This is a genomic window from Streptococcus marmotae, from assembly GCF_001623565.1.
Classification (GTDB): Bacteria; Bacillota; Bacilli; order Lactobacillales; family Streptococcaceae; genus Streptococcus; species Streptococcus marmotae.
This window is the reverse complement of sequence record NZ_CP015196.1, coordinates 2,142,057-2,155,917: the sequence shown is the minus strand read 5'-3', so window position 1 is coordinate 2,155,917 and position 13,861 is coordinate 2,142,057. Positions and strand designations below refer to the sequence as shown.

The 13,861-nt window shown below is 42.1% G+C and carries 27 protein-coding genes; all 27 read left to right on the top strand.

Going from position 1 to position 13,861, the window contains the following annotated elements; translation table 11 throughout:
- Positions 1-196: 196 nt before the first annotated feature.
- The 27 genes from A4H00_RS10550 to A4H00_RS10425 all read left to right on the top strand — a co-directional run bounded on the left by A4H00_RS10550 (position 197) and on the right by A4H00_RS10425 (position 13,850).
- Entirely contained in the window at positions 197-439 is a 243-nt protein-coding gene (locus A4H00_RS10550; protein ID WP_067087762.1) for a DUF3310 domain-containing protein, read from the top strand.
- Entirely contained in the window at positions 426-1,016 is a 591-nt protein-coding gene (locus tag A4H00_RS10545) for a DUF1642 domain-containing protein (RefSeq protein WP_067087764.1), read from the top strand. The genes A4H00_RS10550 and A4H00_RS10545 overlap by 14 nt, the downstream gene beginning before the upstream one ends.
- A complete protein-coding gene (locus tag A4H00_RS10540) occupies positions 1,009-1,614 on the top strand; it encodes a DUF1642 domain-containing protein (protein ID WP_067090875.1) in 606 nt (201 codons plus the stop codon). The genes A4H00_RS10545 and A4H00_RS10540 overlap by 8 nt, the downstream gene beginning before the upstream one ends.
- Positions 1,604-1,825 (top strand): hypothetical protein, encoded by a 222-nt coding sequence (locus A4H00_RS10535; RefSeq protein WP_067090871.1) that lies wholly within the window; start codon positions 1,604-1,606, stop codon positions 1,823-1,825. The genes A4H00_RS10540 and A4H00_RS10535 overlap by 11 nt, the downstream gene beginning before the upstream one ends.
- The gene (locus A4H00_RS12040) at positions 1,822-1,974 is read left to right on the top strand and encodes a hypothetical protein (protein ID WP_167541361.1); all 153 of its coding nucleotides are present in this window, start codon (positions 1,822-1,824) and stop codon (positions 1,972-1,974) included. The genes A4H00_RS10535 and A4H00_RS12040 overlap by 4 nt, the downstream gene beginning before the upstream one ends.
- Positions 1,958-2,365, top strand: coding sequence for a YopX family protein (locus A4H00_RS10530; protein ID WP_067090868.1), 408 nt, complete (start codon positions 1,958-1,960; stop codon positions 2,363-2,365). Before A4H00_RS12040 ends, A4H00_RS10530 begins: the two co-directional genes overlap by 17 nt.
- Positions 2,365-2,646 (top strand): hypothetical protein, encoded by a 282-nt coding sequence (locus tag A4H00_RS10525; protein ID WP_067090864.1) that lies wholly within the window; start codon positions 2,365-2,367, stop codon positions 2,644-2,646. Before A4H00_RS10530 ends, A4H00_RS10525 begins: the two co-directional genes overlap by 1 nt.
- Complete coding sequence (locus tag A4H00_RS10520; RefSeq protein WP_067090861.1) at positions 2,643-2,825, top strand: hypothetical protein; 183 nt, start codon at positions 2,643-2,645, stop codon at positions 2,823-2,825. The genes A4H00_RS10525 and A4H00_RS10520 overlap by 4 nt, the downstream gene beginning before the upstream one ends.
- 1 nt (position 2,826) lies before the next feature.
- Positions 2,827-3,126 (top strand): helix-turn-helix domain-containing protein, encoded by a 300-nt coding sequence (locus A4H00_RS10515; RefSeq protein ID WP_067090857.1) that lies wholly within the window; start codon positions 2,827-2,829, stop codon positions 3,124-3,126.
- A 73-nt stretch (positions 3,127-3,199) separates the two neighbouring features.
- Complete coding sequence (locus A4H00_RS10510; protein ID WP_067090853.1) at positions 3,200-3,637, top strand: ArpU family phage packaging/lysis transcriptional regulator; 438 nt, start codon at positions 3,200-3,202, stop codon at positions 3,635-3,637.
- A 101-nt stretch (positions 3,638-3,738) separates the two neighbouring features.
- Positions 3,739-4,326 carry a site-specific integrase gene (locus tag A4H00_RS10505; protein ID WP_067090850.1) on the top strand — a complete coding sequence of 196 codons (588 nt, stop codon included), beginning with the start codon at positions 3,739-3,741 and terminating at the stop codon, positions 4,324-4,326.
- 260 nt (positions 4,327-4,586) lie between these two features.
- Positions 4,587-4,922, top strand: coding sequence for an HNH endonuclease (locus A4H00_RS10500; protein ID WP_067090847.1), 336 nt, complete (start codon positions 4,587-4,589; stop codon positions 4,920-4,922).
- A gap of 143 nt (positions 4,923-5,065) precedes the next feature.
- The gene (locus tag A4H00_RS10495) at positions 5,066-6,328 is read left to right on the top strand and encodes a phage portal protein (RefSeq protein ID WP_067090843.1); all 1,263 of its coding nucleotides are present in this window, start codon (positions 5,066-5,068) and stop codon (positions 6,326-6,328) included.
- A complete protein-coding gene (locus tag A4H00_RS12110) occupies positions 6,321-7,538 on the top strand; it encodes a polymorphic toxin type 50 domain-containing protein (RefSeq protein WP_067090840.1) in 1,218 nt (405 codons plus the stop codon). The genes A4H00_RS10495 and A4H00_RS12110 overlap by 8 nt, the downstream gene beginning before the upstream one ends.
- A 2-nt stretch (positions 7,539-7,540) precedes the next feature.
- A complete protein-coding gene (locus A4H00_RS10485) occupies positions 7,541-7,747 on the top strand; it encodes a hypothetical protein (protein WP_067090836.1) in 207 nt (68 codons plus the stop codon).
- Between the two features lie 122 nt (positions 7,748-7,869).
- Complete coding sequence (locus A4H00_RS10480; RefSeq protein WP_418080455.1) at positions 7,870-8,055, top strand: hypothetical protein; 186 nt, start codon at positions 7,870-7,872, stop codon at positions 8,053-8,055.
- Positions 8,052-8,462 (top strand): hypothetical protein, encoded by a 411-nt coding sequence (locus A4H00_RS10475; RefSeq protein ID WP_067090828.1) that lies wholly within the window; start codon positions 8,052-8,054, stop codon positions 8,460-8,462. The genes A4H00_RS10480 and A4H00_RS10475 overlap by 4 nt, the downstream gene beginning before the upstream one ends.
- 100 nt (positions 8,463-8,562) lie before the next feature.
- Complete coding sequence (locus A4H00_RS10470) at positions 8,563-9,981, top strand: terminase (protein WP_067090823.1); 1,419 nt, start codon at positions 8,563-8,565, stop codon at positions 9,979-9,981.
- 74 nt (positions 9,982-10,055) lie between these two features.
- Positions 10,056-10,511, top strand: a complete 456-nt coding sequence (locus tag A4H00_RS10465; RefSeq protein ID WP_067090818.1) for a capsid assembly scaffolding protein Gp46 family protein — start codon at positions 10,056-10,058, stop codon at positions 10,509-10,511.
- Between the two features lie 2 nt (positions 10,512-10,513).
- Positions 10,514-11,407, top strand: a complete 894-nt coding sequence (locus tag A4H00_RS10460) for a phage major capsid family protein (protein WP_067090813.1) — start codon at positions 10,514-10,516, stop codon at positions 11,405-11,407.
- Between the two features lies 1 nt (position 11,408).
- A complete protein-coding gene (locus tag A4H00_RS10455; protein WP_067090809.1) occupies positions 11,409-11,630 on the top strand; it encodes a hypothetical protein in 222 nt (73 codons plus the stop codon).
- A gap of 87 nt (positions 11,631-11,717) precedes the next feature.
- Positions 11,718-12,113, top strand: a complete 396-nt coding sequence (locus tag A4H00_RS10450) for a phage Gp19/Gp15/Gp42 family protein (RefSeq protein WP_067090806.1) — start codon at positions 11,718-11,720, stop codon at positions 12,111-12,113.
- Positions 12,100-12,438, top strand: coding sequence for a hypothetical protein (locus tag A4H00_RS10445; protein ID WP_067090803.1), 339 nt, complete (start codon positions 12,100-12,102; stop codon positions 12,436-12,438). The genes A4H00_RS10450 and A4H00_RS10445 overlap by 14 nt, the downstream gene beginning before the upstream one ends.
- On the top strand, positions 12,431-12,667 hold the full coding sequence (locus A4H00_RS10440) for a hypothetical protein (RefSeq protein ID WP_067090799.1): 237 nt from the start codon (positions 12,431-12,433) through the stop codon (positions 12,665-12,667). Before A4H00_RS10445 ends, A4H00_RS10440 begins: the two co-directional genes overlap by 8 nt.
- Complete coding sequence (locus A4H00_RS10435) at positions 12,668-13,003, top strand: hypothetical protein (RefSeq protein ID WP_067090795.1); 336 nt, start codon at positions 12,668-12,670, stop codon at positions 13,001-13,003.
- An 11-nt stretch (positions 13,004-13,014) separates the two neighbouring features.
- The gene (locus A4H00_RS10430; RefSeq protein ID WP_067090792.1) at positions 13,015-13,584 is read left to right on the top strand and encodes a phage tail tube protein; all 570 of its coding nucleotides are present in this window, start codon (positions 13,015-13,017) and stop codon (positions 13,582-13,584) included.
- 2 nt (positions 13,585-13,586) lie between these two features.
- On the top strand, positions 13,587-13,850 hold the full coding sequence (locus A4H00_RS10425) for a hypothetical protein (protein WP_067090788.1): 264 nt from the start codon (positions 13,587-13,589) through the stop codon (positions 13,848-13,850).
- Positions 13,851-13,861 lie beyond the last annotated feature (11 nt).

The following is a 13,861-nucleotide window of genomic DNA, read 5'->3' as shown; positions in this document are numbered from 1 at the left end:
AGAAGTTACAAGAGAAAAATGATTTTCTTGAAGATGAGAGACGTCGTTGTTACCTTGACATGAAAAAGGATGAGGAGACGATTGAGCGCTTGAAGCGTAGTAATCTTTACCTGACGCAACTGATCATTGATGTACATCATGGGTCTGATCGGTTAAAACTGGACAGACGGAAGCAGAGCAGGAAGTGGAGAGCGAGATGAAACAATTTGATAATATAACAAAACCCCAACACTACCACGGGAAATACGGGCTTGAAGCCATGAGCGTTGTCGATAATTTTATCGGTGATTTAGCTGGGAAGGCAGCCTATTGTTGGGGCAATGTCATCAAGTATTTATTGCGGTTTCAGATGAAAAATGGGGTTGAGGACTTGAAAAAGGCTCGGCAACATCTGGATTGGTTGATTGGGGAGATGGAGAAAACAGATGAAACAATTTAAATTTGGAGATAAAGTGAGAGTATTACCACAAGAGGAACGACCTGACCGCTGGTTAGGGCAAATGATGCAGTATCAGAATGGGATTGGTATTGTTGTAAATAGAAAAGTACCTTATTGTTACGTATGTTTTGAAGATGGTTCTACGTGGAGTTATGATGAAGAACAGCTTGAACTAGTGACTGACGAACTACAGAAAGTGAAAATTCCGCAATTTGTGGCGGATTGGATTGAAGAATGTAAAATAATCTACAATCTTTATGGAGTAATGGGGCGAATCCATGACAACCTAGTTCCAGAAGACATTCTTAAATGGTTTGTTCACAATCCTACAAGAACAGGAGACATTTTAGCTCGTGCTTGGCTTGATGGTTATGAGATTGAGCAGGAGAAGAAATATCGGGTACCACTTGAGGGATTGGTTTCTGCAAACGGTCAGCAGTATTTATCAAAAGGCGAGAACCATTCAGATAGTTTTTTCGCTTGTGCAAGGGACAGTATCCTGATTCAGGAGTTTACACTTGAAGAAATTCCAGAGCATTATAGAGAGTTTGCAGTGGAGGTAGAAGTAGATGAATAAACAAGAAGTGATTAAAACAGGGGACAGAGTTATCACTCGGGGTGTAGTTGTTCGCAACTTTGAGGGATACGGTGGTTGCCAATTTTCAGAAGTCGAAACTGATAAAGGAGCGATAATTACTTGTGCGACGGAACACCTTGAACCCGATGAACCACAGAAAGTGAAAGTGTCACAAGTAGCTGTAGATTATTATGAGCAATATAAAGACGAATTATCTGGTTTTGATGAATGGTTCAGCGGTTTATATAGTTATGAGTTTGAAAATGATTTTGACAAAGCTGAAGAACTACAAACTTGGCTATATGACAATGATGATAAGACGAATCGTCAGAGAGAGTTTGCTCTTGCAACGTTGATTGTAAATGGTTTAGATGCAGTTGAGGTTGAGCAGGAGAAGTTGTATACAGTCGAGATACCAGACCCGAATATTGATGAATACAGCATAGTGTTAGGTCGCAAAGAAGGGAAAGTGTGTATCAAGCAATCCATGTCGAAAACATGGAAAATGAACTGTAGCAATCAGCTCACCGAAGCCGAAATTAAGCAAGATTTTGAGTGGGCTTGGCAGTTTGCGGAGGAGGTGGAAGGTGACCTATAACCTATACTTCCAAATCAACGATAAAGAACCTGAATTTCAAGGGCAATTTAACACGGAGAAAGAAGCTATTTATGCAGTAAGGAAGATTGTTGATGAGAAATCAAGTGTTACACATACAGATACTTGGCGATTTTGGAATAAAGATGGAGTAACTTACATTGATTATGGAGCACATAATGCAAGGTATATCATTGAGGAGGTAAATATATGAAAGTTGAATCATGTGAAGACTGTGGTTGTAAATATCATGAGGGTACAGAAGATTATCACAGTATCTATTGGACTGGGTATTGCGGAGATTGCATTGTCGAACATGTAGCAAAATGGAGAGGAGTGGTAGAAGATGATACCAAAATTTAGAGCTTGGTCAAAAGTCGATTTAGAAAATCCTGAAATGAAGGTTGTTGAAGGCATTAACTATCACGGTGAAGGGGTTTGGTTTAACGAAATAATTGACGACGAAACTTCAGCTGACTGGGCGGACTTTAACGAGATTATCCTCATGCAATCAACAGGTTTGTTTGATAAGAATGGTGTTGAAATTTTTGAAGGGGATATTGTATTGCAGAACGAGTGGCGCAAGGTTGTCGTCTCGTTTGGTACGCAGGAAGTAGAAGAAAATTTTGGGGATATAAGAATTTTCCAAGGGTTTAATTTGAATTTAGGAGGTGGGTACCCCACTGCTGTTAAGAATGATTTTGAAGTCCTCGGCAATATCTACGAGAATCCAGAACTGTTGGAGGTGGAGTGATGAATAGTGTTTTTGCTATACAACGCAAAAAAACAGGTGCTTATGTATCAAATTTTGGTGGCAAAGGCGCAGTTCGATGTTCACACAAGAGAGCGCTCATCCATGATAGTCTAGATAGTGTCCTAATCAGATGGGATTTTGGGGTGTTGGACGGCGAACTAAATGAAGAAAATTTTGAGATTGTTAAAATCCCGCTGACTAAGTTAAAAGATAAAGTGCTTGCTGAATTGCTTTCTAAGCGTTCGTGGTTTTATCCGTTTATTGCGGAGGTTGAAAAATGACCACACATATAAAATCAATCATCATGCTCATTGCGCTATTTCTGCTGTCCACACTGTTTTTGATGGTGTTATCAATCAGAAGTCTGCAAGACCAGATTGACGGACTGTACCAACGCAATGAAGTCCTTACACAACAGCTGCAAGAGATGAACAAATATGTGCAGTATCCAGGAGGGTGAAATGACAACAGCTGAGAAAGTGGCCTACATTTTAAAAGTCAACTACTGGACGCAGCAGCAACTTGGAGAGAAAATCGGCGTAACTTTTAACACGATTTCTAAGTGGAAGCGAGGTTTTGCTATAAGCGATGAAAATCGCCTTAAAATCGAACAACTCTACAACCAAGCAAGAAGATTGGAGTGGGAACGTAGGCAACCGAATCTAGAACCAATGCAAAATCTGAAGTCGAAAGGCAAAGTCTTGTCAGAACGTGGGAAGATGGTGTTTAAATTCCCGTGGTACAGTTACCAGCGAAAATAAAAAAAGCCAGCAATTGCTGACTCCTTGTGAATAATAAGTTCATTAATATTATATCACAAAGGAGAGAGCGAGAGTGACTTTTTTTCCAGAGATTGACGAAAAACAGACAATCAGAAATGCTAAGAGGAAACTGAGAGAGTATCCACGTTGGAGGCGGATTGCAGGCGATGTTGACGGTCAGAAAGTCACAGCGACTTACTCCTTTGAGCCTAGGCAATCGCATGGGAGTCCGAGTAGACCAGTTGAGCGGTTGGCGATAAGCAAGGCAGATGCATTAGCAGAGCTTGAAGCTATCGAGTATGCGGTGGGTCATCTGCTTGATCCGTATCAACGTAAAGTACTTTATGATTTGTATTTGACCAATTATCCAAAAACTAATGCGGAATTAGAGAATGAATTGGGATATGAGAAAACCCGTTATCATGAGATTGTGTTTAATGCTTTACTAGCTTTTGCGGAACTTTACAGAAGCGGGTGCTTGGTTGCTCTGAGCGGAATAATAGCGGAATAACAGCGGAGTTTCTATCTGTTTTTTAATGATAAAATAGTATCATGAATGAAAAGGCAAGAGACTTCCTCTTGTCTTTTATTATTGTACGAGGAGGTGTAGTCATGAAGCGAGTCGAACCAATCAGAGATACCGATGACATTGAACGATTAAAAGACTATCTGCGTTCTCGTAATGAGCGAGATTATGTACTAGTTATGTGTGGACTCTATTCTGGACTTAGGATTAGTGACATTGTACCTCTAAAAGTAAGAGATGTTGTTGGCAATCGTATTGAGGTCATCGAAAAAAAGACGGGAAAAGTGAAACCATTTGCTATCAATCCAGAATTAAGAAAGGCTTTGAAATGGTACATTAAAAATAATGAGTTGAAAGATTATGACTATCTATTCCCGAGCAGAAAAAAGAAAAATGTAAACGGTGTTCGGATTGCTCACATTGGACGAGTTGCTGCTTATCAGATTTTTAAAGAAGCGGCTGAACGTGTCGGCTTGGAGAATATAGGGACACATTCAATGAGAAAAACTTTTGGATATCATTTCTATAAGCAAACTCAAAACATTGTGCTATTGATGAATCTATTTAACCACGCTTCGCCAGACATTACATTGATATACATTGGTTATAAGCAGGACGAACTAGACGATGCTATGCTTAGTTTTGATTATAAAAACGGTATGTATTTAACATAATGAGAAATTGTAAATTGGAAAATGCAGAAATTGAGTTGATAGCTTGATGTGCTTGGTTTTATTGAGTGTTGTTCGAATTTAACAGAATATAAGATATGTTAAATTCACCACCTAAAAAATACCCTCCCCTCAACATAAAATGAGAAGGTATTTTAAAACTCCCCCCCACCGTAGAAATAGACCCCTAGGTTATAAAATAGACGGTGGATTTAAAACTCCCCCCACACCAAATAACTCCCTCTCAAACGAAAGGAGCCTCTATGCAAGCAAGAGCAGACCGTCAAGGAAAACACCGGGTGGCCTTTGAAAAGAACAAGAAGGTTATTTTAAAAACTCGTAATACTTGTGGTATTTGTGGTAATCCAGTTGATAAGAGTTTGAGGTATCCTCATCCACTTAGTCCAGTCATTGACCACATCATTCCAGTCATCAAGAACGGTCATCCATCAGATATAGATAACTTACAGCTTGCGCATTGGCAATGTAACAGACAGAAGTCTGATAAGTTGTATGCTGATGAGCGAGCAAGTGATACAAAAGTGATTGGAAATCGCAATCTTCCGCAAAGTTGTGATTGGATTTCATACAAAGGATAATACAATCAAAATGTACAGAGAGGAAAAGTTGAAAATCTTGCAGTCTTGTCAGGAAGGGGGATACCACCCTCCCCTTGGAGGCTCGCGAGCTTCACGCCGTCACTGTGCATTTTTTCTCTCGCCAAATGAAAGGAAAATGGAAATTGGAACTAAAAGGGATTAGTTATCTTAGGTCTAAGCTGTCTTCGGTGAAGCAACGGGTGGATTTGAGGTATAAGCAGTATGCGATGCAACATCAGGAGTCTCCGATAGGGATTACGATTCCAGCGGAGATTCGCAGGCAATATCAGGCTGTTCTTGGTTGGTGTGCTAAGGGTGTGGATAGCTTAGCAGACAGGCTGGTCTTTCGTGAGTTTGCTAATGATGATTTTGAGGTGAATGACATCTTTCGGCAGAACAATCCTGATGTCTTTTTTGATAGTGTGGTTTTGTCTGCTTTGATTGGGGCTTGTAGTTTTGTCTATGTCTCAAAGGGAGAAGATGGGGAGCCCCGGTTGCAGGTTATTGAGGCAAGCAATGCTACGGGGATTCTCAATCCGATTACTGGGTTGTTGACGGAAGGTTATGCGGTGTTGCAGCGTGATGAGTATGGTAGGCCTTTGCAAGAAGCCTACTTTACATCGGATTGGACGCTTTATATTCAGAATGGGAAGCATACTCCTGTCAAGAATGAGACTGGGGTTCCTTTGCTGGTGCCGATTATCCATCGTCCTGATGCGGTGCGTCCGTTTGGTCGTTCTCGGATTACGAGGGCTGGGATGTACTATCAGAGGTATGCGAAGCGTACGTTGGAGCGGGCTGATGTGACGGCGGAGTTTTATTCGTTTCCACAGAAGTATGTTTTGGGGACTGATCCTGATATGGAGAGGTTGGATAAATGGCAGGCGACGGTTTCTAGTTTGTTGCAGTTTTCGAAGGACGAGGACGGGGACAAGCCAACGGTTGGTCAGTTTACGACTTCTAGCATGTCGCCTTTTACGGAGCAATTGCGGACGGCGGCGGCTGGTTTTGCGGGTGAAATGGGCTTGACCTTGGATGATTTGGGCTTTGTGTCGGATAATCCGTCGTCGGTCGAGGCTATCAAGGCAAGTCATGAGAATTTGCGGTTGGCTGGTCGGAAGGCGCAACGGTCGCTCGGGTCTGGGTTGTTAAATGTGGCCTATGTGGCGGCGTGTTTGCGTGATGGGTACCCTTATTTGCGTAGCCAGTTTATGAAATTGGTTCCGAAATGGGAGCCGTTATTTGAAGCGGATGCGACAACCTTGACTATGCTGGGTGATGGTGTCATTAAAATCAATCAGTCCTTGCCAGGTTATATCACTGGGGAGACAATCCGTGATTTGACGGGTATTCGTGGGGATGAATCGGCTGTGCCGGTGGTTCCCAAGGAGAAGGTAGATGAATGAGGATATTGTACCGAACTTACTAGCGTCTATTCAGGCGGATTTTGAAAAGGCTTATGGCAAGAGCGAAGTGATAACGGCTGCTTTTGAGGCTTTGAAGGCTAAGCAAGCGACCTATAAGACGGTCAATGATTTGGCGATTGAGGTTGGCGAAATTTTATCTGAGGCTCTGGGAGCTTCTCTAAGTGCCGATAAGTTGCCAGACGGTAAAATGTATTATAATATCGCGAAACGTTTGTTAGAGGACACGCTGGGGCGGAATTTTGAGCTTGTCAGCGGTTATGCGAGAGATGTTCAGCAATTGTTAAATGAAAAGGCTGGTTTGGGCTTAAAAGCGCAAGTGCCGTCTTTGAATCAAGATAAGATTGATGGCTTGGTCAACCGTTTGTCTACCGCAGATGATTTTGAGAGTGTGAAATGGCTCTTGGGTGATCCAATTGTGACGTTTACGCAGGGGATTGTCGATGATGCTATTCAGGAAAATGTGGACTTTCATGCGAAAGTAGGGCTGAGCCCTAAAATTACACGAAAACACGTTGGAAACTGCTGTGATTGGTGCCGTGGCTTGGCTGGAATCTATGACTATCCTCATGTGCCAAAAGACGTGTATCGGAGGCATGGCAATTGTCGGTGTACTGTTGACTACAAAACAGGCGATGGTAAAAGGAAAAATGTTTGGTCGAAAAAATGGAGTAAGGAAAGCGCTGATGTCTTGGAACAGCGTAAGCAAATAAATAGGGATATTCGTGATAATAACCGCAAGGAAGATATCAGAGAATTTAAGAAAATTGTCGCGGTTTTAGGTGCTGAAAATGCCCCTATATCAGTAGCAAAATTTCAAGATTTGAAGTATAATGATGGTGAGGGATATGAGCGTTTAAAAGATAAGGTTTATATTAGAGGTAAAATTAGTTCGGGAGAGTGGGGAACTAGGATTAATCCAGAAAAACAACTTCCACACATGGAATCAACAGTTACTCCTGGAAAATCATATTTTTATGACACAATTGATGTACAATCATTATTTGATAAGTATGCTGGAACAGGAATAATTGAAGTGGACCGGAAAGGTAGAAGAACCAATAAAGAGATTATAGAATTAGATTTTCCGATTGGTGTGGCTGTAAGTCAATTTGGTGCAACTGAAACTAATATAATAAAAATTCACCACTCAGCAAAAAGAGTACATATTGTACCTAAAGAAAGGAGATAGTCATGAATTGGAATAGTTTACATGATTTTCTTGGGGAAAATATTAAGGTAACTTTTATTGATGATACAGTCCTTGAAGGTTATTGTAATACGTATACAGGGAAGTTGGATACAGAAGAAGAGTTGTACGATGAAATCACTATAAAAACAGCTCAGCATCAGTATGTTGGATTCAATGAATCTGAAATCAAATCAATCGAATTAGTATAAGGCACTTAGCATAATCTAGGTGCTTTTCTTGTACGCAAAAGGAGGAAAGAATGGCAAAATACCGTAAGAAGCCAGTAGAAGTTGAGGCAGTACAGTATCAATTTCCAAAAATCGGGGCAGTGATGGATTTTATGAAAGATAGTTCAGACCTTGTCTACTATGTTGAGACAAATAGCTATTATATTGCTACACTAGAAGGTGCTATGTATATTTCAGATGGTGACTACATCATCAAGGGGGTACATGGTGAGTTTTATCCATGCAAGCCTGATATTTTTAAAGAAACTTATGAGGAGGTTCAATCATGAATAAACGAATGAAAAAGAAGTGGTTGATACTACTTCTTGAAAAAAGAGTGGCAGACCTTGAACGCAAGAATGCAGGACTGTTAGATCAAGTGACTTTGCTTACAGAAGCGCAGGTTCATACTATGAGTCGTGTAGAACGGCTTGAAGAACAAGTATCTAAAAACGCTGAGGGAACGAATAAGAACTTTGAGGAGTTACGAGCTGAAGTAGCTTCAAATACGAGCGCTATTTCAATTGCTAGTGAAGAAATCAAGGCTGGTTCTATCGCTTCAAATGGAAAAGCCATTGTGAAAGCTATCCAGAAGGTTGCCTTGGAGTCTGAAAAGATAAGGGGCAGTAAATTATTTTCTAAAAACGGCAAGACAATTTTAGATGTCTTGACTGGTAGATTGACATTTAAAGAGTAAATGAACAGGGGCTAAAAGCTCGTTATATCTTCACTTTGCCTAAAACGTGCTGAGGGCGTTAAAAGCTGCATGGTAGTTGATACGATTGAAAGGACAGGTTATGGCTAGGGTTAAGAAAAAACTTGGCAATCAAAATCCTACTCAATCGGTAATTCTTCCATATACTAAAAAGAAATCATTGTCAAAAGAGGCGGTGGAGATCTATGAACGGACGGGCTTGTCTTGCTATGCTTGGCAGGTCAATCTTTTACAGCCAATCATGGCGGTAGATAAGTCTGGCTTGTGGGTGCATCAGAAGTTTGGCTACTCGATTCCTCGGCGGAATGGGAAGTCGGAAATCCTCTACATGTTGGAGCTGTGGGGCTTGGAGCATGGGTTGAATATCCTGCATACGGCTCATCGTATCAGCACGTCGCATTCGTCTTTTGAAAAGGTCAAGCGTTATCTGGAAAAGATGGGCTATGTGGACGGGGAGGACTTTAATTCTATTCGTGCTAAGGGTCAAGAGCGCATTGAGCTTTACAAGTCTGGCGGTGTGGTGCAGTTTCGAACTAGGACTTCCAATGGGGGTCTTGGTGAGGGATTTGACTTGCTCATCATTGACGAGGCTCAGGAGTACACGACTGAGCAGGAGTCGGCTCTCAAGTACACGGTGACAGATAGTGACAATCCGATGACGGTCATGTGTGGTACTCCGCCAACGCCGGTCTCAAGTGGGACGGTCTTTACTAAGTATCGGAGTGCTTGTCTTTTTGGGAAATCCAAGTATTCAGGCTGGGCTGAGTGGTCTGTCGATACGGAAAGAGAGATTGACGATGTGGAGGCTTGGTATAACTCCAATCCTTCTATGGGCTATCACTTAAATGAGCGGAAGATTGAGGCAGAGCTTGGCGAAGACAAGCTGGACCACAATGTACAGCGCTTGGGCTACTGGCCACAGTACAATCAAAAGTCTGCTATTTCAGAAACGGAGTGGGAATCCTTGAGGGTTTCTCAGCTTCCTGCTTTTTCTGGTCCGTTATTTGTCGGTATCAAGTATGGTCAAGACGGCACGAATGTCGCTATGAGCGTGGCAGTGCGGACGGCAGAAGGGCAGGTCTTTGTAGAGGTGATTGATTGTCAATCGGTTAGAAATGGCAATCAGTGGATGATTCATTTCTTGAAGAAGGCAAAAGTGGCGCAGATTGTTGTGGACGGTGCGAGCGGTCAGAAGATTTTAGATGATGAGTTGAGGGATTTTCGCATTAAAAATGTGGTGTTGCCAACGGTCAAGGAAATCATTGTCGCTAATAGCATGTGGGAACAGGGGATTTATCAAAAGACCTTGTGCCATGCTGGTCAGCCGTCTTTGTCGAAGGTAGCGACTAACTGCGATAAGCGCAATATTGGCTCCAATGGTGGCTTTGGCTATCGTTCTCATTTTGATGATATGGATATTAGTCTTATGGATAGTGCTTTGCTTGCGCACTGGGCTTGTATGACAACGAAGCCGAAGAAAAAGCAAAAAGTTAGTTATTAAGAGGGCGCTGTTAGGCGTTTTTTTAATGCTTGAAATTACCGAACGCACGGGAAATGCGGAGAAAGGAGACAGATATGTCTGAATTTAAAACGATTGAAACACAGGAAGAATTGGATCGTATTGTGGAAACACGCTTGGCGCGCCAAAAAGAGCGGTTTGCGGATTATGACCAATTGAAAGACCGTGTGAAGGAATTGGAAACGGAAAACGTGGGCTTGAAATCAGCTTTGGAGACTTCTAAGCAGGAATCGGCTTCATCTAGCAAGCAGATTGAGGAATTAGAGGGGAAGGTGGCAGGTTATGAAACAACGGCGCTACGGACTCGGATTGCTCTTCAAAATGGCTTGCCGTATGATTTGGCGGATCGCTTGCAGGGAAGTGACGAGGCGGAATTGACAGCTGATGCGGAGCGGTTGGTTGGCTTTTTGCGAACAACAGAACCAGTACCACCGTTGAAGGATATTGAGCCGGTGAAAGGCGATAACGCGATGAAGCAGATGCTTCAAGAATTAGTTAACAAAGGAGAATAAAGATGGTATTAAAATCAGGAAGTCTATTTCCAGCAGAAACAGTAAAAGATATGTTTAGTAAAGTCCAAGGTCATTCTGTCTTGGCAAAATTATCTGGTCAAACGCCAATTCCATTTAATGGTATTGAGCAGTTTATCTTTAACTTGGAAGGCAATGCTCAGATTGTCGGAGAAGGGGAAGCTAAGGGTGCAGGAGACGCTAAGATCACTTCTAAGGTTATTAAACCGTTGAAGTTTGTCTATCAGGCTCGTATTACAGATGAGTTTAAATACGCAACGGAGGAAAAGCAAATGAATTATTTGCAGCATTTTATGGACGGTTTTGCGAAGAAAATGGCAGAAGCGTTTGATATTGCAGCTCTTCATGGGCTTGAGCCTAAGACCCTAACAGATGCTACATTCCGTAATACCAATTCCTTTGATGGTGTCATTAAGGGAAATGTGGTCACATACGAGGAAGCGAAGGTTGATAGCAATATTGAAGATGCTGTTTTACAGGTTCGCTCCAAAGGTTGTGAGGTTACTGGATTAGCTTTATCTCCGCTTGCTGGTGGTGCCCTAGGTAAGAAACGAGATAAGAACGAAGTACACCTTTATCCAGAATTTCGTTTTGGGCAAAATCCAAATTCTTTCTTTGGTATGACATCTGATATCAACAAGACAATGACGGTTGAGGGTGGTACTGCTAGGAAAGACCATGCGATTGTGGGGGATTTCCAAAACATGTTCAAATGGGGATACGCTGAAAATATTCCTATGGAAATTATCGAGTATGGAGATCCAGATGGTGCAGGTCGTGACTTGAAGCAATACAATGAAATCTGTCTGCGTGCAGAAGCATTCATTGGTTGGGGTATCTTGGATGAAACTGCCTTTGCTCGTGTAGAGGAGGCATAGGATGAAATATCAAGACAAGAAGACGGGGGCTGTCGTTCTTTGTGATAGTATCTTGTCTGGGGATTGGGTCTTGGTGGACGAGAGTGAGAAGGTGGCTTCTCACTCGTCTTCTGACTTGACGGTTTCTGAGATGAAAGCTGCTTTGGATCAGTTGGGCATTGCCTACCATCCAAAAGCTAAGAAATCGGAAATCTTGGCCTTGTATGAAGAACATGCTGTGTAGAGATTGCCATTCTAGGGCGTTTTCAGCTGATTGGGTGACTAGTTATGCGCGAAAACGCCGTAGAATCAAGGTTTGAAAGGAGTTTTGATGGACATTTTTGCAACAAAAGATGACTTGGAGCTGATGTGGCGTTCTCTGAAATTTGATGAGGAGGAGAGGGCAGAAGCCTTGTTAAAAGTGGTTTCTGATTCGCTACGAGTTGAAGCTGAGAAAGTTGGGAAAGACTTGGATCAGATAGCTATGGAGCGTCCTTCGTATGCAACGGTCTTGAAATCTGTTACGGTGGACATTGTGGCTAGGACCTTGATGACTTCAACAGATCAAGAGCCGATGACGCAAGTCGCAGAGAGTGCTATGGGGTATTCGTGGAGTGGTTCTTATCTAGTACCTGGTGGCGGTCTTTTTATCAAGGATTCTGAATTGAAACGCCTTGGGCTGAAAAAGCAGAGATATGGGGTGATTGATATTTATGGGACATCTTAAAGGGATACCTGTTGTCTTGATTGACAAGGTGGTGGCTGGTCGTGATCCATTTGGTAAAGTCACTTATCAAGATAAGAAAGTTACGGTGGAGAATGTATTGGTTGCTCCGACTGATTCGGAGGATGTCATCAATCAGCTCAATCTGACTGGTAAGAAGGCTATCTATACGCTTGGTATTCCCAAAGGTGATCAGCATGATTGGGAGGACAAGGAAGTCCGCTTTTTCAATCAACGTTGGCGGACTTTTGGGATTCCGCTAGAAGGGATTGAAGCCATGATTCCCTTGTCTTGGAACAAGAAAGTGATGGTAGAGCGCTATGAGTAAGATGCGATTTGAGCTCAATCGGAAGGGAGTTGCTGACTTGATGAAATCGGCTGAGATGCGGACGGTTTTACAGCAGGAGGCAACAGCCATTCGGAACCGATGTGGTGATGGCTATGAGCAGGACATCTTTGTCGGTAAAAATCGTGCGAATGCCATGGTCAGTGCTAAGAGTTTTAAAGCTCGGAAAGATAACTCGAAAAATAATACGTTACTAAAGGCGGTGCATTAAATGATTGAAGTTGTGATAAAAGACTATCTTGACGGTCATTTAGATGTACCGTCTTTTTTTGAACATGAAGGTAAGATGCCTTCAACATACGTCTTGATAGAGAAAACGAGTGGAAGAATGCAAAATCAGCTGAAGTCAGCGACGTTTGCTTTTCAAAGCTATGCTCCGTCGATGTATGAAGCGGCGTTATTAAATGAACAGGTCAAAACGGCGGTAGACAAGCTCGTAGAGCTAGATACTATCAGCGGGGTTCATTTGAATAGCGATTATAACTTTACAGATACAGCCATGAAGGCTTATCGTTATCAGGCTGTTTTTGATATTAACTATTACTAGGAGGAAATCAAATGTCAAATGCAACAAATGTAACGGCTGCAAAGCCGAAAGTTGGTGGTGCGATTTATTCTGCGCCACTTGGAACTAAATTGCCTACGAATGCAACGAGTAAGCTCGATGCAGCTTTTGTCGCTTTAGGTTATGTGTCAGAAGATGGAGCTACAAATTCAAATTCTCCTTCAAGCGAAAACATTAAGGCTTGGGGTGGGGATACGGTCAACTCTGTTCAGACAGAAAAAGAAGATACCTTTTCTTATACGTTGATTGAGGCATTGAATGTCGATGTGCTGAAAGAAGTGTATGGTAATGAGAATGTTTCTGGAGATTTATCATCGGGAATTACCATTACAGCTAACTCGAAAGAATTGAAGGAACACTGTATCGTTATTGAAATGCTGTTGAAGGGCGGGGTCATGAAACGGATCGTGCTACCGTGTGCAAAGGTTTCTGAAGTAGGTGAAATCAGCTATAAAGATGGTGAAAATGTTGGCTATGAAACAACAGTACAGGCTTTGCCGGACGAACATGAAAACACTCACTATGAGTATATTCAAGCGGCTAAACCAACGGTGGGAGGATAAGCATGTTAAAAGGAACAACGGAATCAGGATTTTCATTTGAAATTAGTGAAGAGCGCTTGGATAATTATGAATTGTTAGAAACAATGGCAGAGGTGGACGACAATCCTCTGCTTTATTCTAAGGTTGTGAAGCTTTTGTTGGGTGATGAACAGGCTAAAAAGCTGAAGGAGCATTTGCGCAATGAGAATGGGTTTATCCCAAATGCTTTGATTGGGAACGAGATTAGAGATATTTTTGAGTCGGTCAAAGAATTAAAAAACTCTTAGTCCTCATCAAG

Coding starts and splice junctions, on each gene's coding strand:
- A4H00_RS10470 (WP_067090823.1), top strand. CDS start 8,563: ATGGCTAGGGTTAAGAAAAAACTTGGCAATCAAAATCCTACTCAATCG.
- A4H00_RS10430 (WP_067090792.1), top strand. CDS start 13,015: ATGTCAAATGCAACAAATGTAACGGCTGCAAAGCCGAAAGTTGGTGGT.
- A4H00_RS10425 (WP_067090788.1), top strand. CDS start 13,587: ATGTTAAAAGGAACAACGGAATCAGGATTTTCATTTGAAATTAGTGAA.
- A4H00_RS10440 (WP_067090799.1), top strand. CDS start 12,431: ATGAGTAAGATGCGATTTGAGCTCAATCGGAAGGGAGTTGCTGACTTG.
- A4H00_RS10500 (WP_067090847.1), top strand. CDS start 4,587: ATGCAAGCAAGAGCAGACCGTCAAGGAAAACACCGGGTGGCCTTTGAA.
- A4H00_RS10475 (WP_067090828.1), top strand. CDS start 8,052: ATGAATAAACGAATGAAAAAGAAGTGGTTGATACTACTTCTTGAAAAA.
- A4H00_RS10450 (WP_067090806.1), top strand. CDS start 11,718: ATGGACATTTTTGCAACAAAAGATGACTTGGAGCTGATGTGGCGTTCT.
- A4H00_RS10445 (WP_067090803.1), top strand. CDS start 12,100: ATGGGACATCTTAAAGGGATACCTGTTGTCTTGATTGACAAGGTGGTG.
- A4H00_RS10460 (WP_067090813.1), top strand. CDS start 10,514: ATGGTATTAAAATCAGGAAGTCTATTTCCAGCAGAAACAGTAAAAGAT.
- A4H00_RS10480 (WP_418080455.1), top strand. CDS start 7,870: ATGGATTTTATGAAAGATAGTTCAGACCTTGTCTACTATGTTGAGACA.
- A4H00_RS10525 (WP_067090864.1), top strand. CDS start 2,365: ATGAATAGTGTTTTTGCTATACAACGCAAAAAAACAGGTGCTTATGTA.
- A4H00_RS10485 (WP_067090836.1), top strand. CDS start 7,541: ATGAATTGGAATAGTTTACATGATTTTCTTGGGGAAAATATTAAGGTA.
- A4H00_RS10465 (WP_067090818.1), top strand. CDS start 10,056: ATGTCTGAATTTAAAACGATTGAAACACAGGAAGAATTGGATCGTATT.
- A4H00_RS10545 (WP_067087764.1), top strand. CDS start 426: ATGAAACAATTTAAATTTGGAGATAAAGTGAGAGTATTACCACAAGAG.
- A4H00_RS10515 (WP_067090857.1), top strand. CDS start 2,827: ATGACAACAGCTGAGAAAGTGGCCTACATTTTAAAAGTCAACTACTGG.
- A4H00_RS10550 (WP_067087762.1), top strand. CDS start 197: ATGAAACAATTTGATAATATAACAAAACCCCAACACTACCACGGGAAA.
- A4H00_RS10435 (WP_067090795.1), top strand. CDS start 12,668: ATGATTGAAGTTGTGATAAAAGACTATCTTGACGGTCATTTAGATGTA.
- A4H00_RS10455 (WP_067090809.1), top strand. CDS start 11,409: ATGAAATATCAAGACAAGAAGACGGGGGCTGTCGTTCTTTGTGATAGT.
- A4H00_RS10505 (WP_067090850.1), top strand. CDS start 3,739: ATGAAGCGAGTCGAACCAATCAGAGATACCGATGACATTGAACGATTA.
- A4H00_RS12040 (WP_167541361.1), top strand. CDS start 1,822: ATGAAAGTTGAATCATGTGAAGACTGTGGTTGTAAATATCATGAGGGT.
- A4H00_RS10530 (WP_067090868.1), top strand. CDS start 1,958: ATGATACCAAAATTTAGAGCTTGGTCAAAAGTCGATTTAGAAAATCCT.
- A4H00_RS12110 (WP_067090840.1), top strand. CDS start 6,321: ATGAATGAGGATATTGTACCGAACTTACTAGCGTCTATTCAGGCGGAT.
- A4H00_RS10520 (WP_067090861.1), top strand. CDS start 2,643: ATGACCACACATATAAAATCAATCATCATGCTCATTGCGCTATTTCTG.
- A4H00_RS10540 (WP_067090875.1), top strand. CDS start 1,009: ATGAATAAACAAGAAGTGATTAAAACAGGGGACAGAGTTATCACTCGG.